The organism is Modestobacter sp. URMC 112, assembly GCF_053502575.1.
Window position 1 is genome coordinate 3,545,354 of record NZ_CP199957.1, and the last position, 26,471, is coordinate 3,571,824.

The following is a 26,471-nucleotide window of genomic DNA, read 5'->3' on the forward strand; positions in this document are numbered from 1 at the left end:
TCAGTCGACCAGCGTCCGGCCGGTGAGCCGCAGGAAGACGTCCTCCAGCGAGCTGCGCCGCACCAGGCTCGACACGGGGTGCAGGCCGGCGGCGGTGACGGCGGCCAGCGCGGCGTCGCCGTCGTCGGTGTAGAGCAGCAGCCGGTCTGGCAGCGGCTCGACCCGCTGGGCGGCGCCCCGCTCCAGCACCGGCGCCAGGGCGGCGACGTACCGCTCGGGCCCGGGCTGGCCGTCGAGCACGGGGAAGCGCAGCTCGCAGACCTCGCGGGTCGAGTACTGCCGGATCAGCGCCGCAGGGGACCCCTCGGCGACGATCCGCCCCTTGTCCATGACGACGAGCCGGTCGCAGAGCTGCTCGGCCTCGTCCATGTAGTGCGTGGTCAGCACGAGGGTGACGCCGCGCTGCCGGAGCCGGTACAGCCGCTCCCAGAGCACGTGCCGGGCCTGCGGGTCCAGGCCGGTGGTGGGCTCGTCGAGCAGCACGACCTCGGGCTCGTTGACCAGTGCGCGGGCGATGGTGAGCCGGCGCTTCATGCCCCCCGACAGCGGCTCCACCCGGTCACCGGCCCGGTCGGTCAGCTGCACGAAGTCCAGCAGCTCGGCGGCCCGCGCCCGGATCGTCGCCTTGGGCAGCCCGAAGTAGCGGCCGTAGACGTAGAGGTTCTCCGCGACGGTGAGCTCGAGGTCGAGGTTGTCGGTCTGCGGGACGACGCCCAGCCGGGCCCGGATCCGCGGCCCGTCGACGGCAGGGTCAAGGCCGAGCACCCGCAGCTCACCGGCGGTTGGCGGCGACACCGCGCCGATCATGCGCATGGTCGAGCTCTTGCCCGCCCCGTTGGGACCGAGGAAGCCGAACGCCTCCCCCGGCGCCACGTCGACGTCGATGCCGTCGACGGCGGTGGACCCGCCGAAGCGCTTCACCAGCCCCCGCGCCCGGATCAGCGCCCCGTCGATGTCCACCGGTGCACCGTAACGACGGGCACCGACACGGTCATGGCCCCGTCCAGGGCACCGCCCCGAGCGGGCGAGGGGTGGGGAGGACGGGGTCCTTTTAGAGCTGGGGGAAGAAGAGCGCGATCTCGCGGGCGGCGGACTCCGGGGAGTCCGAGCCGTGCACGATGTTGGACTGCACCTCCAGCGCGAAGTCGCCGCGGATGGTGCCGGGGGCGGCCTTGACCGGGTCGGTGGCGCCGGCCAGCGCGCGGAACGCCTCGATCGCCCGGGGGCCCTCGACGACCAGGGCGAGCAGCGGGGCGCTGGTGATGAACTCGACGAGCGAGCCGAAGAACGGACGCTCGCGGTGCTCCGCGTAGTGCTCCTCGGCGACCTCGGTGGTCAGCGTGCGGAGCTCGGCGGCGACCAGGCGCAGGCCCTTGGCCTCCAACCGGGCGACGACCTGACCGGCCAGGCCACGGGCCACGCCGTCGGGCTTGACGAGGACGAGCGAGCGTTCAGCGGTGGGTGCAGACACGGGCGGAGCGTACGACACGCCAGAGCCATGTCAATCAGGGTTGACAGCAGGGCACTTGTCAATGACGGTTGACGCATGCCCACCACCACTCCCGACGTCACCACCGCGGCGGCGGCTGACGACCCGGCGACCGGGCTGCGGGCCATCCGGGCGCTGCGCGAGCTGGCCGACCGCCTGGAGGCGCTCCAGGTGGCCAACGCCCGCTCCCGCGGCTGGTCCTGGCAGCAGATCGCCGAGGCGCTCGGCGTCACCCGGCAGGCCGCCCACAAGAAGCACGCCCGCGGCAGGAAGGACGGCTGAGGTGTTCGAACGGTTCACCCAGGAGGCACGAGAGGTCGTCGTGGCCGCCCAGGAAGAGGCCCGCGCGCTGCGGGCCGAGGAGGTCGCCCCGGTGCACCTGCTGCTGGCGGTCTCCGCGGGCGCCGGCCGCGGCGGGGAGGCCCTGCGGTCTGCCGGCATCGACCACGAGCAGCTGCGGACGGCGGCTGCCGGCGGGGACGACGGACTGGACGCCGACGCGCTGGCGGCCTTCGGCGTCGACCTCGCACAGGTGCGGGCGGCGGCCGAGGAGGCGTTCGGTCCGGGCGCCCTGGCCCCGGGGGAGCCCTCCGGTCGCCTGCGCTTCGCCGCCGGCAGCAAGAAGTCGCTGGAGGAGGCGCTCCGGCACGTCCTGACCCGGCGGAGCCGCCGCCGGGAACGCACCATCGACAGCGGCTGCATCCTCGTCGGGGTGCTCGCCGTGGGCGACCCGGTGGTCACCCGGGTACTGCAGCAGCTGGGCACCGACCCCGAGGTGCTGCGGGAGCAGGCGGCGCACGCGGCCTGAGGTCAGTCCGCGGTCGCGGCCGGCGGTGTCCCCGGCGCCGCCGGCGGCGTGCCGAACGGCGAGCCGAGCAGCTCCTTGCGGACCTGCAGCAGGTAGAGCCAGATGAGCACGAACGCGCCGCCGACGATCCACATCGCCGAGCCGAGCAGCCCGGTCAGCAGCAGCGGCACCTGCAGCACTGTGCCGATGAGCAGGCCGCGCGGCTTGCGCTGCAGCCCGCTGGCCAGGATCAGCAGCACGGCCAGGACCAGCAGGAAGGTCAGCCGGCCGCCGGTGAGGCCGGGGCCGAACTGCGCGATGGCCCGGGGCACGAACAGGACGGCGATGCCCTCCAGCAGCAGGATCGCCGCGGCCGCACCGCCAAGGGCCCGGCCGGCCCGCACCGGGTCCGGCGCCGTCATGACGCGCCGCCGGACAGCAGGGCCCGGGCCTCCCCCGCGGTGATCACGCTGCCGGTCACCAGCACACCGGACCCGCCCAGCGCGTCGTCCGGACCGGCCTCGGCCAGCTCGATCGCCGACTCCAGGGCCTCGGTCAGCTTCGGGTGCACGCTGACCCGGTCGGCACCGAAGACGTCGACGGCCAGCGCACCGAGCTCGTCGGCCGACATCGCCCGGTCCGAGCTGTTCTGGGTGACCACCAGCTCCGCGCACAGCCCCTCGAGCACGGTCAGCATCCCGCCGACGTCCTTGCCGCGGACGCAGCCGACGACGCCCACCAGCCGGGTGAAGTCGAAGGACTCCCGGATCGCCGCCACCGTGACCTCCATGCCGGCCGGGTTGTGGGCGGCGTCGACCAGCACGGACGGCGAGCTGCGCACCCGCTCCAGCCGGCCCGGTGAGCGGACGGCGCCGAACGCCGCCCGGACGACGTCCGGGTCGATCGGGCCGCTGCCGGCCCCGGCACCCAGGAAGGCCTCCACCGCGGCCAGCGCGACGGCGGCGTTCTGCGCCTGGTGGGCGCCGAACAGCGGCAGGTACACCTCCGGGTACTCCCCGCCCAGGCCCTGCAGCCGCACCTGCTGGCCGCCGACCGCGCCCCGCCGCTCCAGGACGCCGAACTCGGTGCCCTCCCGGGCGACCGTGGCGTCCACCTCCACGGCCCGGCGGACCAGGGCCTCCTGCGCGCCGGCGGGCTGGTGGGCGAGCACAGCCACGACCCCGCCGTCCGGCCGGCCGTCGGGCTGCACGTCGTCCCCGCTGCTGGGCTTGATGATCCCGGCCTTCTCGGTGGCGATGGTCGCCACGTCAGGGCCGAGGTACTCGGCGTGGTCGAGGGCGACCGGCGTGACGACGGCGATGCGCGCGTCGGCGACGTTGGTGGCGTCCCAGGTGCCGCCCATGCCGACCTCGACCACGGCGACGTCGACCGGGGCGTCGGCGAACGCGGCGTAGCCCATGGCCACGACCACCTCGAAGAAGGACATCGGGACGTCGCTGCCGGCGTCCACCATGGCCACGTAGGGGGCGATGTCGTCGTAGACCTCGACGAACCGCTCGGCGCTGATCGGCTCGCCGTCCAGCACGATCCGCTCGCGCATGGTGACCAGGTGCGGGCTGGTGAACCGGCCGACCCGCAGCCCGAAGCCGCGCAGCAGCTCGTCGATCATCCGCGCGGTCGTCGTCTTGCCGTTGGTGCCGGTGACTTGGACGACGGGGAACGCACGCTGCGGAGAGCCCAGCAGGTCGACCAGCGCGGCGATCCGGGTCAGCGACGGTTCCAGGCGGTTCTCGGGCCACCGCGCGAGGAGCGCCCGCTCGACCCGGTCCAGCTCGGGGCCCCCGCCGGTCTGCCCGTGGGAGAGGGAGGTGCTCACCGCTCCTAGGATGCCAGTCATGGTCGCCGACACCTCTGCCCCGGACAGCACTGCCCCGGGACCGGCCGGCGGTGTACCCGAGAAGCCCTCGCTGGACGGTCTCGAGGACAAGTGGGTCGCGCGCTGGGCCGCCGACGACACCTACGCCTTCGACCGCGCCGCCGCGCTGCAGGCCCCCCGCGAGCAGACCTACTCGATCGACACCCCGCCGCCCACGGCCAGCGGGTCACTGCACGTGGGCCACGTGTTCAGCTACACCCACACCGACTTCGTCGCCCGCTTCCAGCGGATGCGCGGCCGGCACGTCTTCTACCCGATGGGCTGGGACGACAACGGCCTGCCGACCGAGCGCCGGGTGCAGAACTTCTACGGCGTGCGCTGCGACCCCTCGCTGCCCTACGACGAGGGCTTCGAGCCGCCGGAGAAGCCGGGCAAGGACCAGCAGCCGGTCTCCCGGCGCAACTTCGTCGAGCTGTGCATGCGGCTGACCGAGGAGGACGAGCGCGCCTTCGAGGAGCTGTGGCGCCGGGTCGGGCTGTCGGTCGACTGGGACAACGTCTACCGGACGATCTCGGAGACCTCCCGGGCCACTGCCCAGCGGATGTTCCTGCACAACCTGGCGCGCGGAGAGGCCTATGCGCAGGAGGCCCCGACCCTCTGGGACATCACCTTCCGCACCGCCGTCGCCCAGGCCGAGCTGGAGGACCGGGAGCGGCCCGGCGCCTACCACCGGATCGCGTTCCACAGGGTGCAGGGCGCCGGCCCCGAGGGCCCGGTGCACATCGAGACCACCCGTCCCGAGCTGCTGCCTGCCTGCGTGGCGCTGGTCGCGCACCCGGACGACGCCCGCTACCAGCCGCTGTTCGGGAAGACCGTCACCACGCCGGTGTTCGGCGTCGAGGTGCCGGTCGTGGCGCACCGCCTCGCCGAGCCGGACAAGGGCTCGGGCATCGCGATGATCTGCACCTTCGGCGACCTCAACGACGTCACCTGGTGGCGAGAGCTGCAGCTGCCGACCCGCGCCGTCATCGGCTGGGACGGCCGGTTCGTCGCCGACCCGCCGCCCGGCGTCCCCGCCGGGCCCTACGCCGAGCTGGCCGGGAAGACGTCGTTCAGCGCCCAGCAGCGGATGGTCGAGCTGCTGCGCGAGTCCGGCGACCTGGAGGGCGAGCCGAAGCAGATCAGCCACCCGGTGAAGTTCTACGAGAAGGGCGACCGCCCGCTCGAGATCGTCACCACCCGGCAGTGGTACATCCGCAACGGCGGCCGGGACGCCTCGCTGCGCGACGCCCTGCTGGCCCGCGGCCGGGAGATCCAGTGGGTGCCCGAGCACATGCGGCACCGCTACGAGAACTGGGTCGAGGGCCTCAACGGCGACTGGCTGATCAGCCGCCAGCGGTTCTTCGGCGTCCCGTTCCCGGTCTGGTACACCCTGGACGACGAGGGCCAGCCCGTCCACGACCAGCCGCTGCTGGCGCCGGAGTCGGCGCTGCCGGTGGACCCGTCCTCCGACGTCCCCGACGGCTACACCGAGGACCAGCGCGGCAAGCCCGGCGGGTTCATGGCCGACCCGGACGTGATGGACACCTGGGCGACGTCGTCGCTGTCCCCGCAGGTGGCGTCGGGCTGGGACACCGACCCCGAGCTGTTCGCGCACGTCTTCCCGATGGACCTGCGTCCCCAGGCGCACGACATCATCCGGACCTGGTTGTTCTCCACAGTGGTCCGCTCGCACTTCGAGCACGGGCAGGTGCCGTGGTCGCACGCGACGATCTCCGGGTTCGTGGTCGACCCCGACCGCAAGAAGATGTCGAAGTCCAAGGGCAACGCGACCACGCCGATCGACGTCCTGGAGCGCTACGGGACCGACGCCGTCCGCTGGCGCGCCGCCGGCGCCCGGCCGGGTGCGGACAGCCCCTTCGACGAGGCGCAGATGAAGGTCGGCCGCCGGCTGGCCATGAAGATCCTCAACGTCGGCAAGTTCGTGCTGGGCCTCGGCGCCTCCCCGGCGCTGACCGGCGCGGACGTCACCGAGCCGCTGGACCGGGCGCTGCTGACCCGACTGGCGACCGTGGTGGACGAGGCGACGGCGGCGCTGGACGCCTACAACTACACCCGCGCCCTCGAGGTCGCCGAGACGTTCTTCTGGTCGTTCTGCGACGACTACGTGGAGCTGGTGAAGACCCGCGCCTACGGCTCGGACGACGCCGCGGTCTCCGCCCAGGCCGCGCTGGCGCTGGCGCTGTCGGTGCAGCTGCGGCTGTTCGCCCCGGTGCTGCCCTTCGTCACCGAGGAGGTCTGGTCCTGGTGGCAGGCCGGCTCCGTGCACCGTTCCGCGTGGCCGGTGGCCGGTGAGCTCCCGGTCGGCGGTGACCCGGAGGTCGTGACGGTGGCCGCCGAGGCGCTGGCCGCGGTGCGCAAGGCGAAGTCCGAGGCGAAGCAGTCGATGCGGGCCGACGTCGCCTCCGCGGTGGTCACCGCACCGGAGGCCTCCGTCGCGCTGGTGGAGGCCGCCCGCGTCGACCTGACCCACGCCGGGCGGATCGCCGAGCTCAGCGTGGTCGCCGGCGACGGCCCGCTGCGGGTGGACGTCGTCCTCGCCGGGCCCACCGACTGACCCGCGTGCTCCCGGCGTCGTGCGCTGGTGCAGGGTTCCCCGGCCCGGAACCGCGCATCAGCGCACGACGCCGAGCCCGAACATCGCGCGGCGCGCCTGGTACGTCGCCCGGATGTCCCGCCGGCAGCCCCCGGGCGACGTCGTCAGGCGGGCATGGCCGAACCGCAGGGTGACCCAGCCGGCGCTCGCCAGCAGCGCATCCCGCTCGATGTCGGCCTCCCGCTGACGCCGTGACCCGTGGAACGCGGCGCCGTCCAGCTCGACGGCGAGCAGCACCTCCTCGCAGGCCGCGTCCAGGACGAACCGGCGGGCGCCGACGGTGACCCGGTGCTGGTGGGTGAACGGCGGCATGCCCGGGGCCTCCAGCACGTGCCTGCACCCCCAGATCTCCAGTTCGCTCTCGCACCCCTGGTCCAGGAGCCGCACCAGCTCGCGGAGCTCGGCGCGCCCGGCCAGCGAGGGGCGCCGTCGCAGCTCGTGCGCCAGGTCGCTGGCCCGGCACCGGCGTTCCCGGACGGCGGTGACGGCCGCGGCGCGCACCATCGGGCGGGAGGTGCCTCACGGGCTCCCCCATGTGTCGACGACGGCCCGCTCCACGGCGGTCACCGGCAACCCGTGGAGCCGCCGGCGGACGTCGTCCAGGTCCGTCGCCCGGTGCAGGACGACACCCGGGGACCCCCGGCCGCTGCGCTCCCCCTCGACGCAGACGTGGACCGGCCCGCCGGCGGGCGCCAGGTCCCAGAGCGCCAGTGCCGTGACATGGCTGGCGACCGCGTCCCGTCCGGCCAGCGCCGCGGCGACCCGCGGCAGCCACCGCCCGGCGGAGGCGGGGGTCGCGTAGACACCCGGTCGCAGCCGGACCAGGCGCCCGCTCGCCACCCAGGCCCGCAGCGTTCCCCGGCTGACCCGGCCGGTCAGCTCCGCGGTGGTGGCCCAGCCGTCGGGTCCGACCACGGCGTCGACGTCCCGGACCACCCGGCGAGGGTGCCGGTCGCGGCGCCCGCGCGTGGACGGGTCGCTGCCGCCTGTGGACATCCGGACGGCGTCGTGCGCTGGTGCACGGTTGCGGGCAGGAGGACTGTGCACCGGCGCACGCCGTGCCGGTCCCCCGGTACGCGAAACGGCCCGCCCCCCGGGGGGAGCGGGCCGTTTTGCGGTGGCACTTACGCGGACTTCTCGCGTGGGGCCCGGGCCGGCTTGCGAGGGACGATCGTCGGGTTCACGCGCTCCAGGACGACGTCCTGGGTGATGACGACGGTCGCGACGTCCTCGCGGCTCGGGACGTCGTACATGACCGACTGGAGGACCTCCTCCATGATCGCCCGCAGGCCGCGGGCGCCGGTGCCCCGGAGGATGGCCTGGTCGGCGATGGCCTCCAGCGCGTCGCTGGTGAAGTCCAGCTCCACGCCGTCGAGCTCGAACAGCTTCCGGTACTGGCGCACCAGGGCGTTCTTGGGCTCGGTGAGGATGTTGATCAGCGCCTCGCGGTCCAGCTTCTGCACGCTGGTGATAACCGGCAGGCGCCCGATGAACTCGGGGATCATCCCGAACTTCAGCAGGTCCTCGGGCATGACCTCGGCGAAGGCGTTGGCCTCCTCGATCTCGGCCTTGCCGCGGACCTCGGCGCCGAAGCCGATGCCCTGCTTGCCGACCCGCTGCTCGATGACCTGGTCCAGCCCGGCGAAGGCCCCACCCACGATGAACAGCACGTTGGTGGTGTCGATCTGGATGAACTCCTGGTGCGGGTGCTTGCGGCCGCCCTGCGGGGGCACGGACGCCGTCGTCCCCTCGAGGATCTTCAGCAGCGCCTGCTGGACGCCCTCACCGGAGACGTCGCGGGTGATCGACGGGTTCTCGCTCTTGCGGGCGATCTTGTCGACCTCGTCGATGTAGATGATCCCGGTCTCGGCTCGCTTGACGTCGTAGTCGGCGGCCTGGATCAGCTTGAGCAGGATGTTCTCGACGTCCTCGCCGACGTAGCCGGCCTCGGTCAGCGCCGTGGCGTCGGCGATCGCGAAGGGGACGTTCAGCATCCGGGCGAGGGTCTGCGCCAGGTGCGTCTTGCCGCAGCCGGTCGGCCCCATCAGCAGGATGTTGGACTTGGCCAGCTCGACGCTGTCGTCGCGGCCGCCGCGCTCACCGCCGGCCTGGATGCGCTTGTAGTGGTTGTAGACCGCGACCGAGAGCGTGCGCTTGGCCTTCTCCTGGCCGATGACGTACTGCTCGAGGAAGTCGTGGATCTCCTTGGGCTTCGGGAGCTCGTCGAACTTCAGGTCCGAGGACTCGGAGAGCTCTTCCTCGATGATCTCGTTGCAGAGGTCGATGCACTCGTCGCAGATGTAGACCCCGGGGCCAGCGATGAGCTTCTTGACCTGCTTCTGGCTCTTCCCGCAGAACGAGCACTTGAGCAGGTCGCCGCTCTCACCGATACGTGCCACCTGGCTGACCTCCACCTCGGAAGGGCACCGCAGTCGCGGTCCCGATTGTGTTCCTCAGGCCCTGTTGTCGACACCCCTGCCGGGGGTGTCCGTCGTCCCTGCCGGTACTGACCGGGGGAATCGGGCGCTTGCCGACCGTACCGGCCACCAACGACCTTCCCGGGCAGTGACGCACCCGGGTCAGCGGCTGCTGTCCCCCCGTTCCCAGGTGCCCCAGGGAGCTGGGAGTTCCCCGACGGTACGGGCCGAGAGCGCGACACGCGCGGCCTCGGCCCGTACCACGATGTCGGTACGTCCATGGCCCCGTCCAGAGGCTCACCCCGAGCTTGCGAGGGGTGATGAGGACGGGGTCCTTCCTCAGAGTGCGGGCAGTGCGTTGAGCTTCCGGCTCGGGATCACCTGGTCGACGATCCCGTACTCCTTGGCCTGCTCGGCGGTGAGGATCTTGTCGCGGTCGATGTCCTTGCGGACCTGCTCCTGGGTCTGGCCGGTGTGCCGGGCCAGGATCATCTCCATCAGGGTGCGCACGCGCTCGATCTCCGCGGCGTGGATCTCCAGGTCGGTGACCTGGCCGCCGGCCTCGCCGGAGGGCTGGTGGATCAGCACCCGGGAGTAGGGCAGCGCCAGCCGCTTGCCCGGCGTCCCGGCCGCGAGCAGGACGGCGGCCGCGGAGGCGGCCTGGCCCATGCAGACGGTCTGGATGTCGGGACGGACGAACATCATCGTGTCGTAGATGGCCGTCAGCGCGGTGAACGAGCCACCGGGGCTGTTGATGTACATCGTGATGTCGCGGTCGGGGTCGTTGGACTCCAGCGTGATCAGCTGGGCCATGACGTCGTTGGCCGACGCGTCGTCGACCTGCACCCCGAGGAAGATGATCCGCTCCTCGAAGAGCTTGTTGTACGGGTTGCTCTCCTTCATGCCGTAGCTCGTGCGCTCCACGAAGGAGGGCAGGATGTACCGGCTGGAGGGCATCTGGAAGTTGCTCATCGTCACTTCTCCGGTCCGTCGGTGACCGGGTTGTCGGTCTCGGTCATGGTCTGCGCGCGCGTCACCACGTGGTCGACGAAGCCGTACTCGAGGGCCTCCTGCGCGGTGAACCAGCGGTCGCGGTCGGAGTCCTCGTTGATCCGCTCGATCGGCTGACCGGTGTGCATCGACTGGAGCTCGTTGAGCTCCTTCTTCGTGCGGCGGAACAGGTCGGCCTGGATGGCGATGTCGGCCGCGGTGCCGCCGACGCCGGCGGAGGGCTGGTGCATCATGATCCGCGCGTGCGGCAGGGCGTAGCGCTTGCCCTTGGTGCCCGCGGTGAGCAGGAACTGGCCCATCGAGGCGGCCAGGCCCATCCCGTAGGTGGCGACGTCGCAGTCGATGAACTGCATCGTGTCGTAGATCGCCATGCCGGCGCTGACCGAGCCGCCGGGCGAGTTGATGTACAGGTGGATGTCGCGCTTGGGGTCCTCGGCCGACAGCAGCAGCATCTGCGCCGCGAGCTGGTTGGCGATCGGGTCGTCGACCTGGCTGCCGAGGAAGATGATCCGCTCGCGCAGCAGGCGCTCGTAGACGGAGTCGCCGAGGTTCATCATCGACCCGCCGGCGCGCATCAGCGGCGCGCTCGGCGTGATCAGGTGTGGGGTGCTCACGGGTGTGGTGACCTCCGTAGGACTGCCGGGCAGTCGGTCTCGTGGAACGGGTGGGTCGGTGGTCCGAGGGCGGTCGGCGGTGCCTGTGGCGGGACGGTCTGTGCCCGGCCCGCCGGTGGTGCCGTCGGTGGTCGTCCTGGTGTCACGTCGACCCTAACGCGCACCCCTGGGCGGTTCCTCCCCGTCCGGGCCGGTGTTCGCCGTGGGCGCAGCCCGCCGTCCCGGAACGACGACGCCGCCCGCACCCAGCAGGGTGCGGACGGCGTCGGGTGCCGCGGGGATCAGGCCTTGTCGGCGGCCTGCGGGGTGTCGTCGGCGGTGTCGTCGGCGCTGTCGGCGGTGGCCTCCGGCGCGTCGGCGGCCTGGGCCTGCGCGACCTCGACCTCGGCCACCTCGGCCTCGGTCTCGGGGACCTCGGCGTCGGCCTCGGGGGCCGCCGGGTCGCTGGCGGCGCGGACCGTCTGCGGGCCCTGGCCGCGCAGCGCGTCGAGGTCGACGACGTTGCCGGAGGCGTCGGTGATCGTCGTCTCCTCCAGCAGCTGGGCCAGCGCCTTGGTGCGGCGGACGTCGGCGACGAAGTCGGCGATGTTGCCCTGCTGCTGCAGCTGCTGTGCGTACTGCTCGGGGGCCATCCGGCTGCGCTGGGCCTGGGCCATGATCTGCGCGGAGAGGTCCTCGTTGTCGACGGTGACCTCGCGGGCGTCGGCGATGGAGTCGAGCACGAACTGGGTGCGGATCGCGTTCTCGACGTTCTCGCGCATCTCGGCCTCGTAGGCGTCCTTGCTCTCGATGCCCGCGGCGGTGAAGTACGCGTCCCAGTCCATGCCGGCCTGCTTGAGCTCGTTCTCCATGGAGTTGGTGCGCCACTCGAGCTCGCGCTCGACGAGCTTCTCCGGCACCGGCACCTCGACGACCTCGAGCAGGTGCTCGACCAGCTTGTCGCGGGCCTGCGCGCCTTGCTGCAGCGTCTTCACCCGGGACAGCCGGGTGCGGACGTCGGCGCGCAGCTCCTCGAGGGTGTCGAACTCGCTCGCGGTGGAGGCGAACTCGTCGTCGAGCTCGGGGAGCTCCTTGGCCTTGACCGAGCGGACGGTGACCTTGACGTCGGCCATCGCGCCGGCGTGCTCGCCGTTGAGGAGGGCGGTGGAGAAGGTGGTGCTCTCGTCGGCGGACAGCCCGCGCACGGCCTCGTCGAGGCCCTCCATGAGCTGGCCCGAGCCGACCTCGTAGGACATGCCGGTGGTGGTGCCGTCCTCCAGCACCTCGCCGTCCAGGGTGGCCTCGAGGTCGATGGAGACGTAGTCGCCGTCGGCGGCGGGGCGGTCGACGCCGGTGAGCATGGCGAAGCGCTCGCGCATGGTGTCGACCTGCTGGTCGATCTCCTCGTCGGTGACCTCGACGTCCTCGACGGTGACCGAGAGGCCGTCCAGCGGCGGCAGCTCGAGCTGGGGGGCGACGTCGACCTCGGCGGTGAAGGCGAGGGCCTCGCCGTCGTCGAGGCGGGTGACCTCGACGTCGGGCTGGCTCAGCACCTTGACCTGGTTCTCGCGGACGGCCTCGGAGTAGACCTCGGGGACGGCGTGCTGGACGACCTGCTCGAGGACGACGGGCCGGCCGATCCGCTGGTCGAGGATCCGATTGGGGACCTTGCCGGGACGGAAGCCGGGGACGCGCACCTGCTTGCCGAGTTCCTTGTAGACCTCACCGAAGGCGTGGTCCAGGTCGCCCCACGGCACCTCGATCGCGAGCCGGACCCGGGTCGGGCCCAGGTTCTCGATGGTGCTCTTCACAGCGCAGCGCTCCTCTTGGGGTACTGGGACACGACGCCATGGCGTCAGGTGCCCACGAGTCTAGAGACGTCCCCGGAGGCACCGGAGACGGATGTCGTGCACGGTCGGGGTGGCGGGATTCGAACCCACGGCCCCCCGCTCCCAAAGCGGGTGCGCTACCAAGCTGCGCTACACCCCGTGGCCCGGTCCGAGTCTAGGGGCTGCGCTCCCCCAGCTGGCGGCGCGTGCAGCGTGGGGGCACCGGTTACGATGTGCCCGCACCCCGCGGGTGTAGCTCAATGGTAGAGCCCCAGCCTTCCAAGCTGGCCATGCCGGTTCGATCCCGGTCACCCGCTCCAGACATTTCCGCAGGTCAGACCGCTGTCAGGCATACTGGAGGAGTCCTGGAGGACCCTCTGAAGCCCCGATCTGACCCCCTTGTGACCCCTATTTTCCACTGCGTGGGTCATGAGTGGGTCACGCCGGGCGGCTCGATACGCCCAGGTGATAGCCGTCGTTCGTCCCTCCGACGAGTGCCGCGACCACAGATTGGTCACGCGGTGAGCTCGAGGTTGTGCCGAGCCGCGATCCGCCGAGCAATCTCATTCGCCGGCACCATGAGGCGCTCGGCCGCGGCATGGCTGTAGATGACGACGGCGTAGACGGCGTACTGCCACAGCGGGGTCTGCCACCAGCCGGCGTCGCCGAGCAAATCCGGCTGCAGCCCGCCACGCATGCAGGCGACGGCCTACAGGGCATATTGGCTGTTGCGGTGCTCGACGCGGCCGCGGGACGTCACCTCCGGTAGGTAGCGTTCCCGCAGCCCCTCGTACTTCAATGGCTCGGCGCCGGCCGGGCAGGCGAGCTCCAGCCGCGAGACGGCGAGCTCGAGCAGGGCGGCGTCCGGCGTTAACGAGCCGGGCACAGAGCTGGGAGCCGCGGCCGCGATGAGGTCGGAGACGTCGTCGCCCCGAGCCAAGCCGGACAACACCGCAACTTGAGCGCGGCAATGCAGGACGTCCCCGTCAAGGCCCTCTCGCTCCGTCACCGCAACATCGTCACCCGAAGGCCCTCCCCCACTGCCATCCCGAATAGGGCTGCTCATCTCGCCGAAACCGAGCCCGGGCGGGGCAGCAAAAGCTAGTACGGCCAGGCGCCGCCAACGACAGGTCAATGTGACGTCAGCACACGTCTAGACTTGACCCGCCCTGCCGGAGGGCTGACTCCGTCACCACCGCGCCCCGCGCCGCTGCGGCGCGCGGCCTACACCGGGGCCCCAGCTCGCTTAAACAACACGTGACGTCTCCGCGTCCGACATTGGACCGTCCTCAATGACCGATCCACCGGAATCCTCGAGCTGCTACAGGAAGACGCCCGTCTAGCTGTGGCTCACCGGTGAGCAAGTCCCTCCCCCTCCTGTCAAGGGTGAACTCGTGATCTTCCGATGAAAAGTTACAGAGCACGGTAACGTCGTCGTTGCCCCTGGTGAACGTCAATAGGCCCTTGTCCCAAGACCGCAGCCGGATTGGACTGTCAGCCCCCAGAGCGCTGACCGAAGCACGAGTCCGAATCAGCTTGCGAAGATACAGGGATTCCGCCCTCGCCCAGCTAGAGTCGAGCGAAGGCCGGGTATGCATACGAACAAGCTGCCGACCTCCGGGTATGCCTGAGCCGATATACGACGCTCGAAGGCCGAGCACAGAGGGTGCATATAGGAGCGGAACCCCTCGCAGAGCGAGGACTACTCCGTTGGCCAGCCGGCTGGCGGCTCTTATTGCAGCAGGGTCGTCGGACAATGCAAGGTCGCCCACGAGGGCATGAATTTCATAGAGCATCCCGTCGTCACGCTGCCTGAAGGACAATCCTCTGTCCGTGAGGCGCATCACCAAGCGTGAGGTTTCGACGGCCGTAAGCACAGGGAGCCATGGCCGAACCGTGATGCCGTCGTGCGTCGCCACCGGCAACAGGCTGAACGGTTCCGAACCCCTAGCTTGACCATCTATCTCCGCGGCGAGGGCTCGAGCGCTACCGAGTGCGAGTGCAGAACACATGGCTGGGGGAATCGCGTAGTTGTATACGAGGTCTGGACCGGTCGTCCTGGTAACATATGAGCCGACACCCGGCCATACGTCGACCTCCGCAACCGAGACGGTGTCCGGCCGAACTGCCCGGGTAGCAGATGATAATAGCCGACACAACAGCTGACTTTCCGGGAGATTGATAGAACTCGTCCCGCTGCGCTTCCACAAAAGCGCAACGCCATCCAGTCGAATCCAGTCCGCATGGCGCGAAAGGGCCTGCAACCGACGCAGAGTATCCCTCAGGACCGCTTGGTCTTCATAATTCAAGTCGACCTGGGTGCCGCCGTGCGATCGCAAGACCAGCCGTTCTTCGCCGCCTCGGAAGACACGCCGAACATCCGCTATGCCTCTCGAGCTCCGCGCAGCATCAAGGTCATAGGCGCTGTTCACCTCGTAGAAGAACTTCTTATACCTTGGATGGTCCGCCAGATACCGCTGGTACTCCACGGAGCGCTCAGACAGCTGACCCAAAACCAAGTCGAGCATTCGGAGAGCCCTAGGGCGAAGATCCGCCCATCCACCCAATGATGGGTCAATGCGTCGATCGTCAATGACCGCGAAGTGGTCGTCCGGCTCAGAGACGTACGGTGGCAAAATATGAGTGATTACCCCCTGGCCCAGCCAATGGGCCACACTGGACACGGCTGCTGATAGGGCCGACTTTCCGTCATCAGCGTCCCCGATGCACTGATTGGGGTACAGCGACAATACTACTGTGTGCGGCGGCACACCTCGCCTGGGAACTTCGTGAAACGCGGCCGCAGGAACGACGCCCTTCAACGTTTCGACGATGGAGTCGCCGTACAACGCCGACATCGCGGCGACTAAGCTACCGTGCGCCACGGTCGGCTTAATCCAGGCGGATCTTGCGAACAAGCAACAGCGCGTCCGGTGTAAGAAGAAAGTCGGTAACGACGACCTCCACAACACCAAATACTACGGGGCAATCAAGCTTATTCTCTGGATCACGGATCAGATCCGCGATGGCTCTAACGTTCGTCACGCCCATAAGTCTACCAATATTTAGGTGCACCGGCTCTCGGTTCGGAAATGAGATCGGCTCCTCTCCTATGGCACGCATCGCCAATTCGAGCGCCTCACGCATGTGCGCCCACCCCTCGTCAAGCGGCACAACCTCGACGAAGAACTGAGTCCCGATAAGGTTCAGGCCACCCAACACTGCATGCTGCGGTTCACCGGCCCTGACTACCCGTTCGGCAACGTCAGCGATTCGTTGGACCCGCGCGGACAGGGGGTTTTGCTTCGTCATCTCACGCTGAGTGCAGCCCAGGAGGGAGATATGCAGTGACTCCGGCGGGTAGGTCAGCGTGTCGATCGCGGACGAGACCCGACGCTGTAAACCCATGACTTGTTCTACTAAGCCCGGCGCTGTGACCGATAGACGAGATACGGCCGACACACACCAGCCTGCGGGTGGGTCGAGCGCATCGCCGGCGCCCATTGGTTCCAAGGACGACCGCAGCGCATCTGTGCGCAACCCATCAAACCTCGCGCGTGCCCTGGCAGCGATCGAGTCACCGGTGCCTGTCGACATACCTGATGGTAGCGCGATCCGGTCAGATAGTCTCTGGAGGAAGCTGCGCCTGCCGCAACCGCGTGACCTGTGAAGAGAAAGTACCGTCGGCCGAACAGTATTCCGACCAGTACTGCCGACACACCCTCGCGCTCTCGTTGTACGCCCCGTCGAGCACCCTCTCGAGGATGAGCAAGACCAGTGCGGAGCCTGCCAGAGTCATGTCCGGCAGGGAGCCCGGCGTATAGGCTCCCCCTGTCAACACATCGGCTAAGCCAAGGACGGTAGCCCCCGCCGCAGAGCCTCTGACGAGGGCCAATCGGCTTGCACGAGGTCGCTGAGTCCAGGCGGATCCGCTTACGCGTTCTGCGAAGAACTCGTCAATTCTATGAAGGTATCCGTCGAGCAAAGAAAGAACATTCGTCGCTGCCACTAGTCCACGCCCGCCCGAGTGGAGAGACCGAATGTAGTCGTGAAACTCGGACGTCTGACGTAAGGCGAGAACGTCTCTGAAGCCCAACTGCGCAATGTCTTCGCGCCGAGTGTGGGGCAGTAAGCGATCAAGGGTTGCCACCGTCCCAGACAATGACTCAGCACCCAAGAGATAGTTAATATCGGTGGCATCCGTCGACGACAATCGCTCCACGTAGGAGGTGTACCAGTCCGGAAAGGCGACGGGCTGATTCAGCAGCCCCCCAAAATGACCCATATAAAGAACCGACGACAGAGCGCGGAGGCGGTGGGCATCAGCCGTGAGTCCTCGAGCCTCCAACGTCCGACTGAAGTTGAACACCGCGGAGCGACGCCAGTTCTTACGGCCGGCATCTGCTGCCACAGCCTGAATACCATTCTCCACAGCCGCCGGCTCTAGTGAGACGCCGAAGCCTCTCAAGAGCCCTGGCACACCAATGTACTTTCTCAGGACCGACGTGTAGTGATCGTAGGCGCTGTCTGGGTCGAAAGTCGCACGTACCAGCTTGAGCTTGGCGACCTGGTTCAGCGATTGCTCCCAGAGGACCCTGCCCCCACGATTGTACAAGTCGCCGGCCGACAGGTACGAAACGCAGTCGCGTATGTCGTCATAACCTTCGCGCAGAAGTGGCACAAACAAGCCAAGCTCGAAGCAATCGCGGTACTCATTCAACAGGAGGGCCATTAAACGCTCGTTCAGCAGCATGTCCTCTGCGACGAGGAAAAGCCGTTCGCTGAAGAGTAAGTGAAAGTTCAGCGCACCGCGGAGGTCTGACGACGTTAAGGGTGCGGCCGTAACCTCAGGGCGCAGGTTTTGCTGGTCCCCCACGCCGAAGTAGCAGTACGCTGGATTAGCGATCTCTAGATACCCTAATTCATCCATCACCACTTCGACCCCCGCTCAATAGCTGATCTAGATCAACCGGCACCGACGTTGCGGCGAAGCGTCTCGCTGCCTCAAGCCGTGCGGACTCGCGGTTTACGCCTGCTTGCAGGTGCACCAAGGCGAGTTCCCCTACCTGCGCCACCGCAGCGATCTCGGCAGCTTCGCTCACGGACGAATGATACGGATCACCATCCTGCAGTGCCCAACCCTCGTGTGCCAACAAGCGAACGTGACGCGCGAACGAGGCGTTTCCGACGTCCTTGCCCGTATCCGTACAGTAAGCGAAGAGATCCCCGATCCTCAGCGCTACGGACGGCTGGGGATGCAACGTCTGCACACGCATCTCACAGCCGAGGCCGCACAGATCAGCAGGTCCACCGGGAAGCTCCCTGATTTCCCATCCGGTATCTCCAAGATCTACCGAAAGGAATGGGGGGCCCACTATGCTGCGGAGAATATCGCCCGTACTGGCCTGATAGCAGAGCTTGCCCGGCCCCCAGATACGGACGCTTATGGCTTTGGGCAATCCTGGCAGGTAGCAGAGTCCGACTGTATGGTCGATATGAAAGTGCGACAGATACACTTCGAGAAGATCGACGCCCTCAAGATACCCCGGTTCTTGCAGGAGGCGACGGACACCCGTACCCGCGTCGATGATCATTGCGCGATTTCCGGAGCGTACGAGATAGCACGATGTTTCACACGTACTTGTCGGCATCCATCCCGCCGTGCCCAGAGCTAGGATGCTAGGTGTTGATGCCACCTCAGCTTAATCCTCCTCCATCCCGTAGATGAATCACCGGATCGGCGTACCGCGACGTATTGCCCCTCCACTACAGTCTATTTCCACCTCGTACGTACACCGCATGGACTCGAAGGTTGTCTCGGACACACCGATGGCGGCCGGGATGTCGAGCTCCGCGCAGCGTACGGCTAGGTGTGAATTACTACCCCCGAATCGGGTGATTATGCCAGCGATTCCCAGGGTCAGGAGCCAGTCGTATCCCGGATCCGCACGCTCCGTGCATATCACTGCGCCCGCCACGCTGCCAATCTCTATCCCCTCTCCGATGAAACGCACGGGTCCCCTTGCGACGCCAGAACCAACAAAATGTGGGCGCTCGTCAGTCGGCGCGACAACGTACAATTCTAAAGCCCCGGACAGGACTGAAGGGGTACGCGTGAGCCGCCGAATGCGATCGCCGCGACGTCCTCGCTGTACCGCTTCGGCGACCACGATGTCGGTCAATCGCTCCTTACCCTGGAACGCAGAGAGTTGACCAAGCGACAAATGGCCCATGTCGTCTCTAGATAAGTTGAGTCGCGCGCCCCACACTGCGATGTCCTCCATTAGCCCGGACAAGAACTTTGAGTAGACGTGTTTCCCGTACTCCCGGAGTCTTATCGCCGAACATATGTAGGCGTGAAGCGCCTCGACCTCGACAGTTAGACCTTCGCGGCGCAACGCACGGTTGATCGACTCCCGCTCCGTTCCGGTGAACTGAAAGGCGTTCGGCTCGGCCGGGTGTGACGCGTCGAATAATGATGTCAGATCCCGATCGCGATAAGTGAGGCTCCGAATATCGTAGGTGCCTGGACGCAGATGCCCCCAAGTAGATAAGAAGTCCGACTCGTCAAGCTGACCGCCTCTGACCCTAGAGGCGTCGATTGTCATCTCAGTAGCAACCGTGGTGATTGATTGTCGCAGCAGTGCCACGCGCTCCTGGGTCAGTATGTCAAACATGAGTAGATCGCGGATAAACTGCTCAGCGACGAAGGCGTGCCGAGCCGCGAGCGCGAAGGCTAGGGCCAGGGGGCGACCCGCCCGCACGCTGGTAGTCACACGACGTGCTGACGGGAGTTCGTTCAGACGCGCTAAGTGCTGATCGAGGCTTGAATGCAGTGACTGCGTCGACGATGGGGACGAGTGGTCCTCAATCAGCGCTTTCGTCAGCGTCCGAAGGCGTTCGACGAGCTCCCTGCGCCCGTCGGACGAGATGGCGTCGGAGTACAGTCTGGCGACGTGATTAGGTGTGTCTAGGCTGGCCGAGGGCGTGGACGCCTCAAACTCGACCCATTTGTGGCGAGTTACATCCTCTCGCACTAGCTCGAGTCCGCGGAGGACGATCGCGTTGCGGAGCGACTCAGTCGCTCCTGCCGGCGTCAGGGACTCCAGGCTGGATCGAATGTCGATCATGGGGCGGGCGCCGATGCGGTACATTAGGTCGGCTATCGGAGGGGTGTAATAGCCGAGTTCCGATCTGGCTCGACGCCAGGTATTCCTTGTCAAGAAGGTGCGATATAGTGAGTACGCTAGTTCGTGCGGTTCCTCTCCGATCATTTCAGCGGGGTTCCAGTCCGCTGTGTCGCTTAGCAGAGTTCCCGACCGGAGAAGTCGGCGGACAGTCCTAACTGCTGTAGCGAGGGATGTACGGTTTTCGGATGGAGAAGCGGCGTTGTGCGCGGAAAGGTGACGACCCTGCAACACATACAGCGTCCCTTTAGCGTCGAGGGTAAACTCGACTTGCACGGGCTCACCGCCGAGGTCCTTCCCGATTCGCTCGACCGCCCGACATATGTTTCGCACGTCACTGGGGATGAAGCTCGACTTGATGGCTCGTCGGACATACAGACGAGAGGTCGCCACTATGCCTGAGGTGACAGCGGCAGTATCGGCGGACCTTATGTAATCAAACACGAGATACGGAGCTCCCGTGCGAGTGTCCACCGTAGAGACGACACCGCTCATCGTTCCATTTGTGACCATGGCTTGGACTATCACGCCGGCCGCGCTTTCGCGGCCTGTCTTGAGGCGTATGTCGGCCATAACCTCGTCAATCGCTTGTGCGACAGGATCACGTGCCAGTAAGACATTCAGGATCGTCTTGTACCGCCCAGCGTTCGTTGACGTACTGGCATCCTCGTCGTCCGAGTTCGACCGGACTGCAACCACAGTGGACGGCTCGAGACGACTGAGCACTGTTTCTAGTATTGAATCGCGTAACCGACGCCACTCGCGCCACTCAATTGCAATGAAGGTGGGGATGACGTAATCGGTGGATCGCCGGGCCAATAGTGATAAGTTGCCGCCCTTTGGTCTGGGAGACACCGTCGCCTTCATCCGCTGACGCCCCCCGTCCGCGCTAGTGTCAGTAAGGACTCCAGTTCGGGCGTAGATCTCCGTCGGAGCCATCGTTCGTACAAATGATAGTCATCGGCCGTATCGATCTCAAGCCATTCCCCTGGAGTTGGAACCGCAACTATCGCCCATCCTCGATTAATCAGGTGATCAAGGAATTCGGTAGTAGATAGGTGTGGAGAGCCCGTGATAAGGCGCCATTCGTCAAGAATGTGGGTCTGCAGTGGGGCAGGGACTAGAAGGATGCCCATAAACTGACCCTGGATTTCACCGTAGCTTCGGGGCTTGCGTCCGATCTCCGTGATGCGCCCGTGGTCGTTCACTTTCAATGTTTCTAGATCGGATAGCGGGTCGGCAAAACGAGCCGACCAGAGGGCGCGGTAGTCCACATTAGCGGGCATCGTGATGTTGGTGCGTTCTGCGCCGAGTAGCCGGTCTATCACGATATGGCCGTACAGGATGTCACCATAACAGATCAACAAGTCTTGCTCGCCTGCCATCCAGGCGGCCGCCTTCATGAGACTACCCACTATTCCTGTGTCTTCGTACCCATCGTCGAGGAAAAGCTCATGATCACGAGCGTAGCGTCGAAACAGGCTGGCTTTGTATCCGACTACGACGCCGACTTCAGTGGCCCTCCCGTTTAAAGCTGATATCTGCCAGTCAAGTAATGACCGGCCTCCCAACTCGATTAGCGCCTTCGGCAGCTCGTGACCGAGTCTCGAACCTCGGCCCGCTGACAGGATGAGAGCCCTCACCGTAAACGTCCGACCTCGCGCAACCAATTCAGGTCCGCTGGACTCAGGTGTTCCCGGCGCTCGGGGTGCCACATGACGGCCTGTATGGGCAGATGCCGATGCCTGAACGCCTCAACGCTACCGTCGCACGCAATTGCTGTCGGCGTGAGACGGTCGGGTAGCGTCGCGATGCCCCATTCATGAAAACACGTTACGTTATGGACTCTCGACACTCCGTCCCACTGCACATCATGATTTTTTGCGACGTGGCCCTCAATCACCCTCAGGGATCCACCGAAGTGCAGTGCAAGGACTTGAAGTCCTCGACAGATCCCCACTATCGGCACGGCCCGCTGGATGGCCCAGTAAATCGCGCGTCTTTCGAAGTGGTCCCTAACGTCGTAGGCCCGAAGGGATGCTCCCGGGCCGGCGGGTGAAGTGGGCGTCTCGCCGCCCGTAAGTATCAACATGTCGAGATTGAGGGTGTCTAGGTAAACCTTAGGGTCGGATACGGGGCTAAAAAGTGGGATCGGATGCCATGCCAGCGCCTTGGCAACAAGGCCCCATCGGTGGTCCAACGCATCGCGGACCTCATTCCGGCGGGCGTCTACTGTTATGCGTTGAGTCAATCCGACGAGCATCCGCATCTCCGGCCAGCAGGAGGGTGGAGCCGCCTCGTGTGCTGGCCCTCGCCACAGGATGGCAGGTCCCGACAACGGCCGCTAGAGGACATGGGCAGGGAGCGTCTAATCTTCGCCGCCCGCGGCGCCGGACCTAGCCAGGCGCCCGAACGGTCTCAACGCGGTGATGTTCCACGCCCTCCTGCACCTCGACGCAAGCCTGCTCATTCGTCAGGGCGAGTGGTTGAAGACGGGCAGGCCCGGCTGGGCCACGCCAGCGCCACCGAGACGCTCGAGACCTGCAGCCACCTCGGCCCCAATCGGCTGACAGGTCGAGGGCCGCCGTCGATTCCGTCCTTGGCGAAGTCGGGGACGCAATGACAACACGGGCTGACAACTGGCTCATCGCAGTCGAGGGTGTAGCGGGCCGCGGTGTGGCGGTACCGGGTTGGGGCCGAGGTCTCCCGAGGATGGGAGTTCTTACGCTGCTCATCTGGAAGACTTCGACGTGCCCGACGCCACCTTCGCTCGCCCGGCGTCCTCTGAATGGCAGTTCCGGACGAGGCCTACGGGCGACGATGTCGCGGTGACAAAGCAGGAGCACATCGACCAAGACGTCCTCCATCGCCGCGCTCAGGTTGTGGTGCTCCCCGGTCCGCGGCAGGGGACGACGTCCACGCCCCGATGGCGGCAGCGGCTCCAGGCCACATGCTCGACACCGGGAAAAGCACCTACCACGTGCCGCCCGTGATCTCGCCCGGGATTTCGTCGAAGCCGGCGGGGAGGACGGTCTCGAGGTGGTCCAAGCCCGCGCCGCAATCTACTTAGATGCGGACCCACACTGCGTGATCACCCGGCCGGGTCGCCCACCGGCGATCGCACGCGGGCCCGCGTCCTTCACCTGCTAGCCACCTCCTCGGTCACCGGTGGTTGCCCCACACAGCGCCTGTGGTGCGTGGCCGGCCGTGGCCGATGAGAGAAACACGTAGCTCAACCAGCAGGAGCGGCAGAGTCGGTGAGTCGCCTGCCTGACCGGATGTCACGGCGTAACCAGTGGGAGGCCGTGGCCGACGACGAGCGCGTGTGTTTGGGTGGTCAGCCCAGAACGGAACCGGCGATCGCGTGGTCGGCCGGTTCGTCGCCGCGCCGGCGCCGAGTCTTGTCATTCGACCGACCCCTATGTGCGAGGGGGTCTCGTCCGCGATCTCGGAGCGGTCGCGCCGTCGTGCTCCCAAGCCTGCCGGACCGTCATCGGTTGATCGCGCGCACTGCCGTCGAGGTCGCAATGATGCGCCGATTGAGAAGTCATACCCGCGAGCCTCGCCGCCGTCCTCCTGCAGTGCTCCGGTTCACCTTGACCCTGGCCACTGCGAGTCAACGGTCGGCGCGATCTGAGCGGACGATGTGCGTATTGATAGGGCAGGGTGTTCTGAAGGCGGCCTTAGGGACAGTCGAGCAGCGGATGCATAGGCGGGAGCCGGTTCGTCGGATGCCACCGACAACGTTGCCCACAGAGCTCGCCTGAACGGCGCTGCATCGCCTCGCCTGTGTGCTACCCGTGCCCACCACTGGCCACAGCGAGTAGCCAAGGTGGATTCGCCGCCGATCGCCCCAGCGCCGGCGGGGGGACCCGGCCTGGGTGGGCGTCCGCTCAGCCCACCTTTCGGACAACCGAGTCGTAGCGGTCCCGGATGTGGTCTTCTTTTAGCTTCCCATTTTTCGCCTGGCGGATGAATGTGAGCAGATCCCGATCACTTAAAGGTAGAACGAGACCTCGACGGTCGGATAAGATTCGCCGGATGTGCTGATAGTGCGCGCCGGTCAACTCTCTCCCTCGATAAGCTACGATAACGAATCGGCCGCCAGCCTCGTTAAGGTAGTAACTTGCCTGGTGGAAGTCGTCCGCCCTCAACTCCGCATAGTTTTTACATTCCCAGATGACCTGAACAGCGTCGTAGCGCATCCGTATGAGTTCCCAGAACCCACCCTGCGCCCGGTTGGAGGCAACCCAGTCGCGAATGACCCTGCCATCAACGTCGCGGACCCGGTGCTCAACGTTTTCGAGAGCCCGGAAGAAGCACAGGCGAATGACCTCGCCTACGATTCTCTCGAAGGACTCCGCATTCTCTAGTCCGTGGGGCAGGTCTCTCAACTGGTCCGCAAGTTCTTCCAACCTCTCCAGATAGGTGACCGGGTCGATCCCCCCTGGCAGGTCGCTGATGAGTCCCTTTCGGCCGAAGACATGATTCTCAGGCAGATTCCTGACCAGCACGTCTTGCAGGTCTAATGCGTCCCAGTAACAGCGGTGTATGACCATGTCTGAACTATCTGTAACCGGAGGCGGTGAGGTGTCCTGAGGGCCGATCGCACGGAACTTCGGCGGGTCGCCGGCCCTGCCAATTCCCACGAAGCCGATGTTATAGAGCAGTCGTACGAACGCCTCCACGGAATCCCCGTACTCGAAAATCCAATCCCCACAAGCTCGCGTGATCGTCGCGTCCGTGCGAATACTGTGAAGGAAGGATTCAATTCCGGAGACGGTGAACTTCGTCCCCAGCCCGTAGAACCGGTTCAGGACCAGGGCAATTTGCGGATAGTTCTCAGCATACTCATCGCCCAGGTCCTTCAGGCGGTTATCGCTGAACCGCCTGCGTGCGCCCTGGACATCTTGGATGAGAATCTTGTTATGCTTGGAGGCTTGGGCCGACTCGATAGCATGGCTGGTGTAGATCAGCACATCCCTAGGGCGCCGCTGGCAATATAGGAACAGTGTCGACCGCGCTTCGTCGGGGCGCTCGAACCACGCGTTCCACGTCGATCCATCCAATGCCAATTTTGTATTGAAGGGTCGATTAAGACGTCGCTCGATCAGCTCTTGTAGTTGCGCATTCGTCCATTCCATGCCGACGACTGACGTTTCGAGTCGACTCGATTCCGAGTCGCCCGCGCGAACACGCTCGAATATGTTCTCGCGCACAAAGAGCAAGCACCGGGCCCAGGGTATTTGCGAGCTTGTCTCCAGGCATGCGTGCATGAATGCAGTCAGATAAACCAAGGATTGATCGGTACCCTCCCAATAGTCGTCGATACTGTCAACAATGAGGGTGTAAGTCGAGCCGCTCCGGTCGCTTTGGAGACGACACATCGACTCCGCTAAGCGCTTCGCAATCTTGTTTTCCTGTAGCCAGGCCTCCTCGTCACCTCGCACCAGTGGCCTGCTGATTCTTGCGATAAGTTGAAGCGATCGAGAGTCGAAATCGAGCTCTCCAAAGTCGGCCAGCTCAGAAGCGGTGAGCGAGTCCATTCCCACGTGACCCGGATGATCCGCGGACCACATGTTTAGGATTTCGACTTGGATGGATCGCCGGAAGGCGGAGACGAGGCTCCGGAAGGGTCGCTTTGTGGAGTTACGTAGCAGGTCTAGGTTCAGGATAGTTGAGTCGGGCGAGAATATCTCGGGAACGATTACCCTCGTTCGCTGCCCACTCTCAGAGCAGTACCTGCGAAGTGCTGTCTTGCCCGTTCCTCGCCTTCCGACGAAGAAGTACTTCCCGCTACTGACATCCGTAGCGGCGGCAAATGCTGGCGTATGAACATATGTCCAGGGGTCGTTGAGTGCTGGGTCGTATTCAGCGAAGGACTGACCTAGGTTGAGCCGCGCAACACCTCCCTTGGGCAAGGGCGGCTGCTGAGCCGCGGCCGGTCCACTGGGCTGAGGTGACGGCCGGCCTTGTGGTCGCTTCTTCGGCAAGATCTTCCCCCGGTGTTCGCTGATGTCACGACCGGACGTGGTCCCCGCGTCCAGACCGGACCGTCAGGCGTACGTCGTTCCTACACCAGACAGGGACAGATCGGGGGCACGCTCGGTTACGGTTCACAGTCTGGCAGCGACGTAGGCCCGCAGCACGGGTCTCGCGCCAGCGGGCACGCCTTCGGCCAGCGGGCCCGCCTCCATGCCCGATCGTCGGCGTCGATGGCGCGGTACTTCCGCCGGCCGCGATTGCGGGCGATCTTCCCGCTGACCGTTGATGGTGCCCGGCCCAGTGCGCGGGCGTCCGGGACCTGCGCAAGCGCGGCGAGGCGCGGCGCGGAGACTCCGGGCAGCAGGAGCCGCTCGCAGCCGTCGGCGTTCTTACCCCACGCCGAAACGAACGGCGCCAAACACTTTGCGCAGCTGGCGGTGCAACTCGGCTCGCGCCGCGACATTGGTGAGCACGCGCTCCACGTCCGTCCGCTCCGCGGCCGGGTCAAGGTGGCCCGCCACGTTCGACACGTCGCGTACCACCGCCACCAGATGGTCGGCGGCCAGGGCGTCGTCTAATCCCAGCGGCGCGAGGAGCGCGGTGAGTGTCGCCGCGACGGAATTGTTCGTCGCATGCTCGTCGTCCATCGTCACAGCAGCAGTCATTCTCTTCCAGCACGT

At 66.5% G+C, this 26,471-nt stretch carries 23 protein-coding genes, 2 tRNA genes and 1 pseudogene; 4 read left to right on the forward strand and 22 right to left on the reverse strand.

Annotated features, from left to right (window positions below; genetic code table 11):
* Both ACWIX6_RS16745 and ndk read right to left on the reverse strand, forming a co-directional pair.
* Positions 1–960, reverse strand: a complete 960-nt coding sequence (locus ACWIX6_RS16745; protein WP_448613566.1) for an ABC transporter ATP-binding protein — start codon at positions 958–960, stop codon at positions 1–3.
* 91 nt (positions 961–1,051) lie between these two features.
* Positions 1,052–1,471: a nucleoside-diphosphate kinase gene (ndk, locus tag ACWIX6_RS16750; protein ID WP_448613567.1), complete on the reverse strand. Its 420-nt coding sequence runs from the start codon at positions 1,469–1,471 to the stop codon at positions 1,052–1,054.
* A 75-nt stretch (positions 1,472–1,546) separates the two neighbouring features.
* Here ndk and ACWIX6_RS16755 point away from each other — a divergent pair, with 75 nt between their 5' ends.
* Both ACWIX6_RS16755 and ACWIX6_RS16760 read left to right on the forward strand, forming a co-directional pair.
* On the forward strand, positions 1,547–1,771 hold the full coding sequence (locus ACWIX6_RS16755) for a helix-turn-helix domain-containing protein (protein WP_448613568.1): 225 nt from the start codon (positions 1,547–1,549) through the stop codon (positions 1,769–1,771).
* 1 nt (position 1,772) lies between these two features.
* Positions 1,773–2,297, forward strand: coding sequence for a Clp protease N-terminal domain-containing protein (locus tag ACWIX6_RS16760; RefSeq protein WP_448613569.1), 525 nt, complete (start codon positions 1,773–1,775; stop codon positions 2,295–2,297).
* Positions 2,298–2,299: 2 nt separating this feature from the next.
* On the opposite strand, the gene ACWIX6_RS16765 is transcribed toward ACWIX6_RS16760, so the two are convergent.
* Both ACWIX6_RS16765 and ACWIX6_RS16770 read right to left on the reverse strand, forming a co-directional pair.
* Positions 2,300–2,698, reverse strand: coding sequence for a DUF4233 domain-containing protein (locus ACWIX6_RS16765; protein WP_448613570.1), 399 nt, complete (start codon positions 2,696–2,698; stop codon positions 2,300–2,302).
* Positions 2,695–4,113: a bifunctional folylpolyglutamate synthase/dihydrofolate synthase gene (locus ACWIX6_RS16770; RefSeq protein WP_448613571.1), complete on the reverse strand. Its 1,419-nt coding sequence runs from the start codon at positions 4,111–4,113 to the stop codon at positions 2,695–2,697. The genes ACWIX6_RS16765 and ACWIX6_RS16770 overlap by 4 nt, the downstream gene beginning before the upstream one ends.
* 19 nt (positions 4,114–4,132) lie before the next feature.
* Between ACWIX6_RS16770 and valS the strand changes: the two genes are divergently transcribed.
* The gene (valS, locus tag ACWIX6_RS16775) at positions 4,133–6,730 is read left to right on the forward strand and encodes a valine--tRNA ligase (protein WP_448613572.1); all 2,598 of its coding nucleotides are present in this window, start codon (positions 4,133–4,135) and stop codon (positions 6,728–6,730) included.
* A 57-nt stretch (positions 6,731–6,787) separates the two neighbouring features.
* On the opposite strand, the gene ACWIX6_RS16780 is transcribed toward valS, so the two are convergent.
* The 7 genes from ACWIX6_RS16780 to ACWIX6_RS16810 all read right to left on the reverse strand — a co-directional run bounded on the left by ACWIX6_RS16780 (position 6,788) and on the right by ACWIX6_RS16810 (position 12,779).
* Positions 6,788–7,273 (reverse strand): endonuclease domain-containing protein, encoded by a 486-nt coding sequence (locus ACWIX6_RS16780; protein WP_448613573.1) that lies wholly within the window; start codon positions 7,271–7,273, stop codon positions 6,788–6,790.
* Positions 7,274–7,288: 15 nt separating this feature from the next.
* Complete coding sequence (locus tag ACWIX6_RS16785; RefSeq protein ID WP_448613574.1) at positions 7,289–7,705, reverse strand: hypothetical protein; 417 nt, start codon at positions 7,703–7,705, stop codon at positions 7,289–7,291.
* Positions 7,706–7,893: 188 nt separating this feature from the next.
* The gene (gene clpX / locus ACWIX6_RS16790) at positions 7,894–9,168 is read right to left on the reverse strand and encodes an ATP-dependent Clp protease ATP-binding subunit ClpX (protein ID WP_448613575.1); all 1,275 of its coding nucleotides are present in this window, start codon (positions 9,166–9,168) and stop codon (positions 7,894–7,896) included.
* A 357-nt stretch (positions 9,169–9,525) separates the two neighbouring features.
* Complete coding sequence (locus ACWIX6_RS16795) at positions 9,526–10,158, reverse strand: ATP-dependent Clp protease proteolytic subunit (RefSeq protein WP_448613576.1); 633 nt, start codon at positions 10,156–10,158, stop codon at positions 9,526–9,528.
* A 2-nt stretch (positions 10,159–10,160) separates the two neighbouring features.
* Positions 10,161–10,811, reverse strand: a complete 651-nt coding sequence (locus tag ACWIX6_RS16800; RefSeq protein ID WP_448613577.1) for an ATP-dependent Clp protease proteolytic subunit — start codon at positions 10,809–10,811, stop codon at positions 10,161–10,163.
* 281 nt (positions 10,812–11,092) lie between these two features.
* Positions 11,093–12,601, reverse strand: a complete 1,509-nt coding sequence (gene tig, locus ACWIX6_RS16805) for a trigger factor (protein WP_448613578.1) — start codon at positions 12,599–12,601, stop codon at positions 11,093–11,095.
* Positions 12,602–12,705: 104 nt separating this feature from the next.
* Positions 12,706–12,779 (reverse strand) — tRNA-Pro (locus ACWIX6_RS16810).
* Between the two features lie 86 nt (positions 12,780–12,865).
* Here ACWIX6_RS16810 and ACWIX6_RS16815 point away from each other — a divergent pair.
* A tRNA-Gly gene (locus ACWIX6_RS16815) sits at positions 12,866–12,939 on the forward strand.
* A 194-nt stretch (positions 12,940–13,133) separates the two neighbouring features.
* Here ACWIX6_RS16815 and ACWIX6_RS16820 read toward each other — a convergent pair.
* The 11 genes and pseudogenes from ACWIX6_RS16820 to ACWIX6_RS16870 form a co-directional block, all read right to left on the reverse strand.
* Positions 13,134–13,316, reverse strand: a complete 183-nt coding sequence (locus ACWIX6_RS16820; RefSeq protein ID WP_448613579.1) for a hypothetical protein — start codon at positions 13,314–13,316, stop codon at positions 13,134–13,136.
* Between the two features lie 12 nt (positions 13,317–13,328).
* Positions 13,329–13,628, reverse strand: a complete 300-nt coding sequence (locus ACWIX6_RS16825) for a hypothetical protein (protein ID WP_448613580.1) — start codon at positions 13,626–13,628, stop codon at positions 13,329–13,331.
* 1,883 nt (positions 13,629–15,511) lie between these two features.
* Positions 15,512–16,216, reverse strand: coding sequence for a hypothetical protein (locus ACWIX6_RS16830; RefSeq protein WP_448613581.1), 705 nt, complete (start codon positions 16,214–16,216; stop codon positions 15,512–15,514).
* 22 nt (positions 16,217–16,238) lie between these two features.
* The gene (locus ACWIX6_RS16835; protein ID WP_448613582.1) at positions 16,239–17,555 is read right to left on the reverse strand and encodes a hypothetical protein; all 1,317 of its coding nucleotides are present in this window, start codon (positions 17,553–17,555) and stop codon (positions 16,239–16,241) included.
* On the reverse strand, positions 17,542–18,270 hold the full coding sequence (locus ACWIX6_RS16840) for an MBL fold metallo-hydrolase (protein WP_448617005.1): 729 nt from the start codon (positions 18,268–18,270) through the stop codon (positions 17,542–17,544). Before ACWIX6_RS16840 ends, ACWIX6_RS16835 begins: the two co-directional genes overlap by 14 nt.
* A 78-nt stretch (positions 18,271–18,348) precedes the next feature.
* Positions 18,349–20,673: a PEP/pyruvate-binding domain-containing protein gene (locus tag ACWIX6_RS16845; protein WP_448613583.1), complete on the reverse strand. Its 2,325-nt coding sequence runs from the start codon at positions 20,671–20,673 to the stop codon at positions 18,349–18,351.
* On the reverse strand, positions 20,670–21,521 hold the full coding sequence (locus ACWIX6_RS16850; protein ID WP_448613584.1) for a phosphocholine cytidylyltransferase family protein: 852 nt from the start codon (positions 21,519–21,521) through the stop codon (positions 20,670–20,672). Before ACWIX6_RS16850 ends, ACWIX6_RS16845 begins: the two co-directional genes overlap by 4 nt.
* A complete protein-coding gene (locus ACWIX6_RS16855; RefSeq protein WP_448613585.1) occupies positions 21,446–22,075 on the reverse strand; it encodes a gamma-glutamyl-gamma-aminobutyrate hydrolase family protein in 630 nt (209 codons plus the stop codon). The genes ACWIX6_RS16850 and ACWIX6_RS16855 overlap by 76 nt, the downstream gene beginning before the upstream one ends.
* Positions 22,076–23,699: 1,624 nt before the next feature.
* Positions 23,700–25,799, reverse strand: a complete 2,100-nt coding sequence (locus ACWIX6_RS16860) for a P-loop ATPase, Sll1717 family (protein ID WP_448613586.1) — start codon at positions 25,797–25,799, stop codon at positions 23,700–23,702.
* 158 nt (positions 25,800–25,957) lie between these two features.
* A pseudogene (locus ACWIX6_RS16865) lies at positions 25,958–26,104 on the reverse strand (IS30 family transposase); the annotation flags it as partial.
* Between the two features lie 76 nt (positions 26,105–26,180).
* Entirely contained in the window at positions 26,181–26,444 is a 264-nt protein-coding gene (locus ACWIX6_RS16870; protein ID WP_448613587.1) for a hypothetical protein, read from the reverse strand.
* Positions 26,445–26,471 lie beyond the last annotated feature (27 nt).